At 42.4% G+C, this 11,941-nt stretch carries 5 protein-coding genes; all 5 read left to right on the top strand.

The features are described from left to right. Window positions 1-299: 299 nt before the first annotated feature. A complete protein-coding gene (locus tag H3001_RS17450; protein ID WP_181215616.1) occupies window positions 300-4,292 on the top strand; it encodes a hybrid sensor histidine kinase/response regulator transcription factor in 3,993 nt (1,330 codons plus the stop codon). 263 nt (window positions 4,293-4,555) lie between these two features. Continuing rightward, window positions 4,556-5,461 carry a glycoside hydrolase family 16 protein gene (locus H3001_RS17455; protein WP_246368681.1) on the top strand — a complete coding sequence of 302 codons (906 nt, stop codon included), beginning with the start codon at window positions 4,556-4,558 and terminating at the stop codon, window positions 5,459-5,461. Between the two features lie 139 nt (window positions 5,462-5,600). Next, entirely contained in the window at window positions 5,601-8,681 is a 3,081-nt protein-coding gene (locus H3001_RS17460; RefSeq protein ID WP_394367819.1) for a SusC/RagA family TonB-linked outer membrane protein, read from the top strand. Window positions 8,682-8,747: 66 nt separating this feature from the next. Then, window positions 8,748-10,373 (top strand): SusD/RagB family nutrient-binding outer membrane lipoprotein, encoded by a 1,626-nt coding sequence (locus H3001_RS17465; RefSeq protein ID WP_246368683.1) that lies wholly within the window; start codon window positions 8,748-8,750, stop codon window positions 10,371-10,373. Between the two features lie 75 nt (window positions 10,374-10,448). Then, window positions 10,449-11,744, top strand: a complete 1,296-nt coding sequence (locus tag H3001_RS17470; protein ID WP_178244603.1) for a hypothetical protein — start codon at window positions 10,449-10,451, stop codon at window positions 11,742-11,744. Window positions 11,745-11,941: the final 197 nt, after the last annotated feature.

An 11,941-nucleotide genomic window follows, 5' to 3' on the forward strand; every position in this document is an offset into this window, starting at 1 on the left:
AATCCTGTCGCTGCAAGCACTTGGCTATGACGGTGGCGAATCTTGTCATAATACATCAATTGAACTTTTTAGACCACAAAGATAAGTCAAAGAACGCTTTAATCAATTATTCGATATAAACTCTAATGTTTCATTCGTTTTCATTATATTTGAATAAGATAGAATGCGGTTCGGCATAGCCAAACTTGAAAACTCCGTTTTCGTTTGTCTCTGCACTCACCTTTCACTATATTTGTATCATATTAGCCTTTGTAATTTTTTTGTAAAATATAAGGATGTAAGCATTCGTGATTCAATATATGAAGATAAATTTTAGACATATCGTATTAGCCATCTCTCTTGTATTGTCTGTTTCTGCTTTGTATGCCGAATCGTTTGACGGTATGTTCGGTGTCCGCCACATCGACCGTACGGATGGATTGAGCAGCGAAAGAGTTTTCTCGATCGTTGAGGATAATGACAATGTGATGTGGATTTCCACCAGAACCGGAGTTGACAGATATAATGGCCGTACAGTAAAAAATTATGCATTGTCTTCTAATTACTATTACGGTGATCTGGCAGGAAGAATCACCAGGCTTTACTTTGATGACAAACTGGGACTTCTGGCATACGACCATACCGGACGAATATATAAATATCAACCGAATACGGACAGTTTTGAATTGTATCTGTTTTTGGGCGAATATATTGAGGGAGAAATCATTCTTACTAAAATCTTTTCCGATGAAAATGGAACGCTCTGGTTTGGACTGAGCAGAGGACTATACTCGAGAAAATCAGACGGTACCATATCTTGCGTGATTAAAGACAAGTACATAAATGACATAGCATGTTTGGGCGATTCTTTATTTGTGGGTACATCGACTGGTATTTTCCGGTTGTCGTATCAGGACAATTTTGTTTCCAGCCCACTTGCAGAAGGCAAGAATGTACAAACTCTTTATCTCGATGAGTCTGAGAATAAATTGTGGATCGGTACCTTCAACAGCGGATTGTGGACCCTGGACCTCAAGAATCATTCATTACATGGGATAAAAGGCCAGCACCTGTCATTTTTAAATCCCATCCGTGCCATTACTCCTTATGATCAAAACAGAATACTTGTTGGGATAGACGGTGGCGGAGTATATTTTGTAGACAAGCATACCTCTGAGACCAAGTTGTTTGTCAATACAGAAGACAGTGGAGAGTTCTTTTTATATGGCAATGGAATCTATGCCATCACCAAGGACTTTCAGGATAATATATGGATAGGCAGTTATACCGGCGGAGTGTCTGTGGCTATTTCTTTGACATATCCTATCCACACAATGACACACGAACGGGGGAATCCGCAGTCGCTGGTAAATAATAATGTGAATGATGTAGAAGAGAATTCCAACAACGACCTGTGGTTTGCCACGGATGATGGCATCAGTATCAGAAATAAGTCGGATCATTGGTGGAAGCATATATTAAAATCTATTGTAATAGTAGATTTATGCAAGTCTGACAATGGAAATATCTGGGCTGGAACTTATGGAGACGGCTTGTATCTGATTGATAAAGCGGGACATGTGATCAGGCATCTTACTCAAAATCCGGGAGGCCTTACTACAAATTATATTTTCTCGGTGAAGGAGGACGAAGCCGGAGATGTTTGGATCGGGGGACTTAACGGAAATTTAATCATAATCGACCAACAAGGAAAGCGTAAAAATGAGTTTGATATCAACTGGGTTCATTCCATTGAAGAAGTTGATTCCGTAAGAATGGCTGTAGCTACAGTAAACGGCTTCTGTATGGTAGAAAAACAGACATCCCGGTTCAGTCGTTACGCCACAACCCGTGAGTTCAACAACAAGAATGTCAGTGCTTATATCATTTCGATGTTGTTTAACGGCGACGGTACCGTATGGCTTGGCACAGAAGGAGGCGGATTGAATCTGTATGACATGAATTCAGGTGACATAAAGACAATTACCACTAAAGAAGGTTTGCTGTCGGATGACATATACAGCCTGCAGCGGGATAATAAAGGGCGTATTTGGGCAAGCACAGGTAAAGGACTTGCAGTCGTGAATGACATGAAGGTTTCGAACCTGAATTATATTCATGATACAGACAAGACATATAACAAATCGGCATGCATCAAACTTTCTGATGGCAGGTTTGCTTATGGAAGTACTAATGGGGCTATTTTCATAACTCCTGATGCGATGGCTGTTGAGAAATACGAGGCACCTGTCAGAATCACCGACTTGAAATTGGAATATATTTCTCCCGAAAAGGAAATCGAGATGCGTCCGGCCATTTATGACATGCTCATGGATAAGAAAGTTGAGCTTGATTACAGTCACAACTCATTTTCTGTGACATTTGAGTCAATAAACTATCGCTTTCAGCATGATATCGCCTATCAGTATATTCTCGAAGGATACGAAAAATCATGGAGTGCGGTATACTCGAATGAAACTGTCAGATATACCAATGTATCACCGGGAATGTACACACTAAAAGTCAGAAGTTTAAGAAAAAGTAATGGAGAAATCATCTCAGAAGATGCACTTTCAATAAACATCGACCAGCCGTGGTGGAACTCATGGTATGCATGGATAATATATTCGTCTTTAGTCTTCGGTATATTTTATTTCATCCTCAGATACAAGAGCAATCAGCTTCAGAAAAGACATAATGAGGACAAAATAAAGTTCTTTATAGAAACCGCACACGATATACGGACTCCTGTAACCCTTATCATGGCCCCTCTGGAAGACCTCAGTAAGGAAAAAGGCCTTTCGGAGGAAGTAAGTTACCTGCTGGAAACCGCGCGCAACAATACACGTAAGCTGCATACACTTGTCAGTCAACTGCTTGAATTTGAGAAAATAGATACGAACAGGGGAAATGTAACTCTTAAACCAGTCAATATCAATGATTTGTTGGTGAAGGAATGTGTAAGTTTCCAGTCATATTGCGACAAGAAACAGTTGCATATAAAGATGTCTTTGCCGGAGCATGACGTATTTGCAATGGCAGATGAGCAGATGATGGAAATGCTGCTTGACAATCTTATTTCGAATGCCTGCAAATATACCTTGGCAAACGGAACAATCAGCCTGTCGCTTTCAACTGATAAAAAGCATGTAATGATAGAGGTGCAAGACACCGGTATCGGCATCCCGGCGGATGCAGGCAAACACCTCTTCAAGAATGTCTATCGCACAGTTAATGCGAGAGAGACCAACGAGCCCGGCACAGGATTCGGGCTGCTGCAGGTTCAGCGTCTGGTGAATATGATGCATGGAAAAATCTCATACAAATCTGAAATCAACAAGGGCAGTACCTTCTATGTTACGTTACGCAAGGCCGATATAGATTCTTCTTTTGACAATAATACGGTACATAAACAGATATCTCCGGCCCCAGATAATACGAAGGAGTATATGGGGGATGATGCTGAAAATATCAAGGAACCGTCTAACACATTGCTCATCGTTGAGGATAATGATGAACTGCGCTGCTATTTAAGGAAGATTTTCGAGCATGATTATCGGGTCATAGATGTTTCTGATGGAAGCAAGGCCTTGGAATGTTTGTCGGAAGAATATCCGGACCTTATTCTGTCGGATGTAATGATGCCTGGCATACAGGGCGACGAGCTCTGTCGTATAGTAAAGGAAAATCCCCAGACATCCGGCATACCGTTTATATTGCTGACTGCCAAAGTAACGCACGATGCCATGGTTACCGGTCTGAAGAGCGGAGCGGACGATTATATTCCCAAACCTTTCAGTGCGGAGATTTTAAGATTGAAGGTACATAGCATTCTCGAAACCCGGAATCATCTGCGTGAATATGTGCTGAAAAATGTGGTGGCACAAATAGAGAAAAATGAGACTGCTGCCGCCGAGACTTTGGACAGTGGGGATGAAATACGGCAGACAGATGAGTGCAAGGTTCAGCAGGAAGCCGTACCAGTATCCGAGAATGATTTGAATTTCATCAAGTGTGCCACACAACTCGTCATCGACAATATGGAGGATGAAGAATTTAATATTAATCAATTGTGTCAGGAAATGGCCATGAGCCGTACCTTATTTTACAACCGTCTGAAATCGCTGACGGGCAAGGCTCCACAGGACTTCATCCGTCTGATCCGCCTCCAGAGAGCAGCAGAATTGTTGAAACAAGGAAAACCTGTGACTGATGTAGCCGCAGAGACCGGATTTGTGAATGCTAAATATTTCAGTATATTGTTCAAGAAACAGTTTGGCATATCACCCAGCAAGTTTATGGAACAAAATTAACAGACAGTTCTGTACCGATATTACGGGCTGACCCATCAATAATGTCTCATTATGAGCATTGTTGATGGGTCAGCCCGTTTTTCATCTGTATGCTTGGTTAAAAAGCAAAAATGATAGATTTCAACCCTTTTCTGTCAGCATTCAAACCCTCAAAAACAGGATTATACCCAATTTTGCTGACAGCTTAGCAAGCTGAATATAATCTTTTGTTAACAGAAAAAGGAAGTGAAAATACATAATGTTTAACCAAAAAACTATCGGTAATGAAAACAGCAATCTTATTTCTATTATTCTTTTTTGGAATGAATCTGCAATCGTGTTCTACGAACAATGAACCGGTGAAGCCTGATAATCCGGAAGAGGAAATCAAAGATGATAATGACGGACAGGAGGAGAAACCGGAACAGCCGGATGAAGATGAATCCTCCAAACAATGGGAACTTGTATTTACAGAGGATTTCAACACATTTGATAATTCTGTCTGGACCAAAGAAACCCATGAGCCTGGTTGGGTGAACAATGAACTTCAGGAATATATCGAAGACTGTGTCAGTGTAGGGAAAGACGGTGATAAGACAGTACTGGTTTTGACGGCCAAGAGAGAAGGTGACAAATTTTATTCCGGTCGTGTAAACAGCAGAGGCAAGAAAAGTTTTCAGTATGGTAAAGTAGAATCAAGCATAAAACTTCCCAAAACGGCCAATGGATTATGGCCGGCATTCTGGATGATGGGAGACAACGACAAGGAATGGCCTGCCTGTGGCGAAATCGATATTATGGAAATGGGAGAAAAAGCCGGTATAGCCAATAATACGACAGAAACATACATAAATTCCGCAATTCATTATGGTCCGGATGTAGAAGGCCATGAACAGATTTTCCAGACCAAGACCCTGGAAAAAAGTCTTCAGGATGGCAACTATCATGTATATTCCCTGGAGTGGAATGAAAACGAACTTATCGTAAAGGTTGATGACATCCTGATCAAGACCTTTCATATCGGACCGGACAGTGGCCGTTTTGAATACTTTAACGACAAATTTTACTTCTTGTTCAATTTGGCTGTAGGTGGCGACTTCCCAGGTATAACAGATCCGGCACAAATCACGGCTTTGAAAGATGGAGAAAAGGCCCAGATGTTCGTCGATTGGGTGAAAATATACAATTAATCTTAATACTATTACTTATTAAAAACTTATGAGAAGATTAAACTACAAGTACACATTGTATTGCGGTACATTGTCTCTGTCCCTTTTTGGAGGAATGCCGCAGTTGAATGCCGGGGTTACGGAAACCCATCTTACCGTAATGCAACAGAACCGGCAAGTGTCAGGTAATGTCAAAGATGCTGCGGGAGCTATCATCGGTGCTTCGATTGTAGAAAAAGGTACAACCAACGGAACCATTACCGATATGGAAGGTAACTTTGTCTTGAATGTGCAACCGAATGCTACGCTGGTTATAAGTTTTGTAGGCTACAAAACAAAAGAAGTAAAAGTGGGTAGTGGTCCACTGAATATCACCCTCGAGGAAGACAGCAAGGTGTTGAATGAGGTCGTTGTTACCGCATTGGGTATCAAGCGCGAACGTAAGGCACTTGGCTATGGGGTTGATGAAGTTAAAGGAGAGACTTTGACAAAAGCAAAGGAAACCAATGTGATTAACTCTATGGCCGGTCGTGTACCCGGTCTGGTTGTCAGTCAGACTGCAGGTGGCCCTTCAGGTTCTACGCGTGTACTTTTGCGTGGTAATACCGAAATGACCGGCAACAACCAGCCTTTGTATGTCATTGATGGAGTACCTTTGGATAATACGAACTATGGTAGTGCCGGTACGGAAGGAGGTTATGACCTGGGGGACGGTATTTCAAGCATTAACCCTGATGATATCGAGAACATGTCTGTCCTTAAAGGTCCTGCAGCCTCAGCTTTGTATGGCAGCCGCGCCAGCCACGGTGTAATTCTTATCACGACCAAGAAAGCAAGTGGTAAGGATGGGGAACGTATGAGCATTGAATATAATGGTACGCTGACATTCGAGACTCAACTTGCCAAATGGAACGAAGTCCAGCAGATATATGGTATGGGCAGTGACGGCACTTACAGTATAAATGCGGTTGCGAACACCAATAAGAGCTGGGGTCCCAAGGCCGACGGTTCAAATATGCTGGATTACTTTGATGGCGTCTCGCGTCCGTATCTGATAATTCCTGATAATGTTTCAGGTTTCTTCCGAACAGGCTTGACTGCAACCAATACATTGACGTTAAGCTCAAGCCATGGAAAGTCGGGAGTACGTTTCACTTACACCGACATGCGTAATAAGGATATCGTTCCGAATACCAATATGAGCCGTAACATCTTCAACCTGCGTGCCAATACGAGTATGGGAAAGGTCGATCTGGATTTCAGTACAAACTATACACGCGAATCAGTAAAGAACCGTCCGGCACTCGGCGACAGCAAAGGTAATGTCGGTAAGAACCTGATGACTCTGGCTACTACGTACGACCAGGAATGGCTGAAGACATACCAGGATGAGAACGGTGAATACGCCAATTGGAATGGTTTGGATCCATACAATGTAAACCCTTACTGGGATGTCTACAAAAACTCGAACCAGTCGGATAAAGACCAGTTCCGTTTCAATGGTAAGGCGATATGGAACGTTACGGACCATTTTAAACTTCAGGGTACTGTCGGAGCCGAGTTCAACTGGTATAAGTTTGAGGATTTCAAGGCTCCTACCACTCCTGGTTATGAGGCCGGCAGGTTGCAGATAAGCAATTTCAGGAACCGTATGTACAACTTCGAGATGTTGGCTTTGTACAACAATTCCTGGGGGGATTTCGATTTTAATGCGACATTGGGTGCCAATTTATATAAGGTGAACAATGAAACGACAATCACTACGGCTCAGGACATGAAGATACGTGAGACTGTGGCGCTGATGAGCTTCAACGAAACAAGTGTGGAACAGAATTACTACAAAAAGCAGATAAATTCTATTTATGGTGCCGTTAATGTAGGATGGAGACACCTGGTATATCTTGATGCGACATTGCGCGGCGACCGGTCTTCTACATTGCCGCTGAATAACAATACATATATCTATCCTTCATTCTCCGGCAGTTTTGTATTCTCTGAGCTTATAAAGAATCACCAGCTTCTGCCCTACGGCAAACTCCGTGTTTCTTGGGCACAGGTGGGCAGCGATACAGATCCTTATCAGCTGGGACTGGTATATACGAAATCTAAATTCACTTATCCCGGATATACTTTAGGTTCTATCAGCAACAGTACGATTCCGAATCGGGATTTAAAACCGACAAGAACCAATTCATACGAAATGGGACTGGAATTGAAATTCCTGAACAGCCGCATTGGTCTGGATTTTACTTATTATAATCAGACTAGTAGAAACCAGATTATGGCAATGGCAAGTTCATGGGCTTCCGGTTATACATACCGCATGATCAATGCTGGAGAAATCCAGAACAGCGGTATTGAAATAGCCTTGAACACTCGTCCTATCCAGACAAAGGACTTTTCATGGGATTTGAACTTCAACTTCTCCAAGAACAATAACAAGGTTAAGGAACTGGTTGACGGTATCGACCTGTTCGAGTTGGAAAAGGCTACATGGCAGGATGTGCAGGTAGCTGCCGTAGTGGGAGAAAATTTCGGTTCCATCATTGGTCCTGATTTCAAGCGCAATGAAAATGGTGACATATTGATTGATCCAAGCACCGGCCTGCCACAATACGACAACAGCAATCATATTTTGGGTAACGCTTCATGGGATTGGACAGGTGGTGTGATAACGAACTTCACCTACAAGAACCTCTCTCTTGCTGCGGTATTCGATATTAAGGTCGGCGCCGATTTGTATTCAATGTCTGCCCGTGCCGCATACGAATCCGGTAAGGCACTGGAAACATTGGAAGGACGCGAAGAATGGTATAAATCAGAAGAGCAGCGCAAGGCACTTGGTATCAGTGAAGCAAACTGGACACCTACCGGCGGTTTCATTGCTCCTGGTGTAATAGACAATGGTGACGGAACATATCGTCCTAATGACATTTACGTAAACCCTGAGGACTATTGGATGAATATCAGCCGCTATGCACCGTCAATGTTTGTCTATGACAACTCGTATATCAAATGTCGTGAAATCACATTGAGCTATTCATTCCCTAAAGCATGGTTGAAGAATAAGGTGAAAGGATTGACAGTGTCTTTCGTTGCACGTAATCCGTTTATCGTTTGGAAAAATATTCCTAATATCGATCCTGATTCAAACTATAACAATACTACAGGCATGGGTATGGAATACGGCTCATTGCCTTCACGTAAAAGCTATGGTTTCAATGTCAACGTGAAATTCTAATTAATCCTGAATCATTTCAAAATGAAATACACAATGAAACGTTACAAATCATATATAAAAACAGCAATGTGCCTGGCATTAGCACTTGCTTTTACTGCCTGCAGTGATGAATACATGAACGACATGAATACAGATCCGTCGAAAGCTGAAAAGATTGATCCTAATTCACAGTTGACTTTTGCCGAACTGCAGACATACGGCGACCTTGGTATGATAGAAATATACCGAAGCTATATAGGTGCTTTCACGCAGCAGCTTATGGGATGCTGGAATACCACAAACTACGGGGGGCAGCACAAAATTGACAATAACGAAATGAATCGTTTTTGGACCAACCTTTATACCACGGGTATCAAGAATCTTGTAGATGCTGAGGTAAAGACAGAGGGCGACGAAAGCAAAGTGAATATACATGCCGCCGCAGTGATTTACAAAGTATATCTTATGTCTATCATCACAGATACATACGGGGATGCTCCATACTCAGAGGCAGCCAGAGGCTTTATCAGCGGTATAACAAGTCCGCGTTATGATACACAGGAGGAAATCTACAACAGTTTCTTTACAGAGCTGACTGATGCCGCTGCCGCTTTGGACGACAAGAAAGATGAAATCACCGGTGATGTGATATTTAACGGAGATATAAGTAAGTGGAGAAAGCTTGCAAATTCTCTTCGCATGCGTTTTGCCATGCGTATCTCTGATGTTGCCCCACAGAAGGCACAGGAAGAGTTCGAAAAGGCATTTACGGATCCTGCCGGCTTCATGACCAGTGCAGACGATGACGCATTGATTGAATACATGGAGCTTACGTTCAATTTCGGCCAGGAAGCATATACTGATTACAGACGCAATGCTTTGTCACAATTGTATTTTGGCAATGACCCTGCAAACAATCAGACTTATATCTGTTCTACATTCTTCAATACCTTGAAGGACAATGACGACCCTCGTACTTTTGTACTTACCCGCTGTTATTTCGACAAGGGACTGACTCAGTCAAATCCGAATAACCGCATTGACCTGACAGACGAGATGCTGGCACTGGGTGCACAGTTCAATCCTTCGAAACCGGGTGAATTCTGGTATGAACCATGGCCGGATAATGGATATTGGAGTGAAATCATAGAGGACCTTAAAGAAAAGTATCCTGACAATGCAAATTACTCAAATCCGTGGCTGCAGGATGCTACCCGTCCTAAACTGGCCCAGAATTTCCTGAAATCCGACAATCCGGGTGTCGTCATGACATACGCTGAAGTGGAGTTTCTATTGGCAGAGGCTAAACTTAAAGGATGGAACGTAGGGGCTGCATCCGTGGAACAGCATTACGAAAATGGAGTCAGGGCTTCGATGGCGTTTCTGGTTGACAACTATGATTGCGAAATCGACAACCAGGATATAAACGATTATATCACCAATCACCCTATTTCTGCTCTCAGTGACGAAGGCAAGAAAGAAGCAATAAATACTCAAGCCTGGATTCTTCACTTCCATAATCTGTCAGAATGTTGGGCTAACATTCGTCGTTCAGGATATCCCAAGCTGAAATCTCCTGCTGAATATGGTTATGCGGCAGATAAGCTGACCGGGGGATACGACATTCCTGTACGTTTGTGCTACCCGATACTTGAATCTTCTTACAATAAGGAAGGTTATCAGGAAGCATTAGACCGTATGGGGGGGAACTAACAGTTGGAATATTCCTGTATGGTGGGATAAAGAATAAAAATCTGATACACAAAACAACTTAAACTTCGTATTAAAATGAAAAGAATATATTGGATCTTATTTATATTGCTCGGTGCAGGTTTCTCTTTTACATCCTGTAGTGAAGAAGAGCCGTTTTCTACTGCAACAGCAGACGACGAGCCTCGTATCATAGCTCCTACATTTCCCGAGCGTGACGCTAATGGTGGACTGGGAACTATTTCTGAAATAGACCGGGATGTGTTGTTCTCCATAACGGTAACAACTACACCTGCTGATTTCACTTCTGTGGTCTGGACTCTCGACGGTGAAGAAGTCGGAACAGAAAAGACGTTGGAGATGAATCTGGATGCCGGTGTTTATCATCTTAGAGTTGATGTCTCAACCCCTGCAGGAAAGACAACTTTCCGTGAAGGACTCGTAAAAATAAAAGCTCTGGCGGAAGATCCCCAGAGCGAAGAAGTACTATCAGAGCGCATGGTTGCCACCGGGAAATGGGCACGTCTTAGCGGAACAAATCTTGAGAAGGTTGCAAAAGTGGCATTAAAGCAGATAAATGTTGCCGGATCTGAAGCTGATCAGGAAGTGGAAATCGATGATATCACCTATGTGGAATCAGAAGGTTATATTGAGTTTAAAATTCCTTCAGAATTGGCTGACGGTGAATATCGTGTGGCATTTATCGATGCGGAAGGCAATAGATACGGTGCCAATACCATGGAAGTTACTTCCCGGGCACTGGTGACTGCAGGACCCGAGAACAAGCGTCCTGATGCAGAATGGACTATTACCGGCTTGAATCTTGACAAGGTCGCTTCGCTGTCATTGGGAGGAAATACAATCACTACCTTCGTTGAACAGTATTCCACCCGTCTTACATTCATGTCACCTGCAATTGCAGACGGAGATTACGTACTGACAGGTATGACAGAATCCGGAGAAAATGTGAATTTCTATATTGATGGAGAAATAAAGACTGAACTTGCGGTTACGGTAAAAGATTCTCCACTGGAGGTTGAATTATGGAAAGGACATCACTATGTATCATGGGATTTGCCCGAAGGTGACCCTAACAGGTTGTTTGATGCAGTACAAAATGATGTAAAGAGTTTGCCTGCAGGAACAAAACTAAAGGTATATTATTCCATTAAATCTGATGATAGCTATCATAAAATCAGATTCGCTTCCGGATGGTGGAACGAACTTCCCGGGTATCCTGAGTTTGAAGTCTATGCCGACGGGGTCAGTGACATCATACTGTCGCAAGAAATACTTGACCTGTTAAACTCACAAGATGGATTCCTTTGTGTCGGCTTCGGATATTATGTGGATAGAATCACTTATGAAGAATAATTTATTTCCCTTTAAAAATAATTGAGAAACATGAATTTAAGAAAAGTATTATTGGTATCGTCAATTATCGGAAATGAGGCTGTCTCAAAATAAACTTGAGATGGCCTCTATTGTTTCATCTCAGATTGGATTCATTCGAATTTTTCTAAAGAGAGAAGTTTATAAGCTTAGTTTTGAAGATTTTATCCTTTCAAACT

Source organism: Phocaeicola faecicola, from assembly GCF_013618865.1.
In the GTDB taxonomy this organism is placed as follows: domain Bacteria; phylum Bacteroidota; class Bacteroidia; order Bacteroidales; family Bacteroidaceae; genus Phocaeicola; species Phocaeicola faecicola.

What these genes read in the sequence shown, in the direction of transcription:
- H3001_RS17450 (WP_181215616.1), top strand. Translation starts at nt 300, where the DNA reads ATGAAGATAAATTTTAGACATATCGTATTAGCCATCTCTCTTGTATTG.
- H3001_RS17455 (WP_246368681.1), top strand. Translation starts at nt 4,556, where the DNA reads ATGAAAACAGCAATCTTATTTCTATTATTCTTTTTTGGAATGAATCTG.
- H3001_RS17460 (WP_394367819.1), top strand. Translation starts at nt 5,601, where the DNA reads ATGCAACAGAACCGGCAAGTGTCAGGTAATGTCAAAGATGCTGCGGGA.
- H3001_RS17465 (WP_246368683.1), top strand. Translation starts at nt 8,748, where the DNA reads ATGTGCCTGGCATTAGCACTTGCTTTTACTGCCTGCAGTGATGAATAC.
- H3001_RS17470 (WP_178244603.1), top strand. Translation starts at nt 10,449, where the DNA reads ATGAAAAGAATATATTGGATCTTATTTATATTGCTCGGTGCAGGTTTC.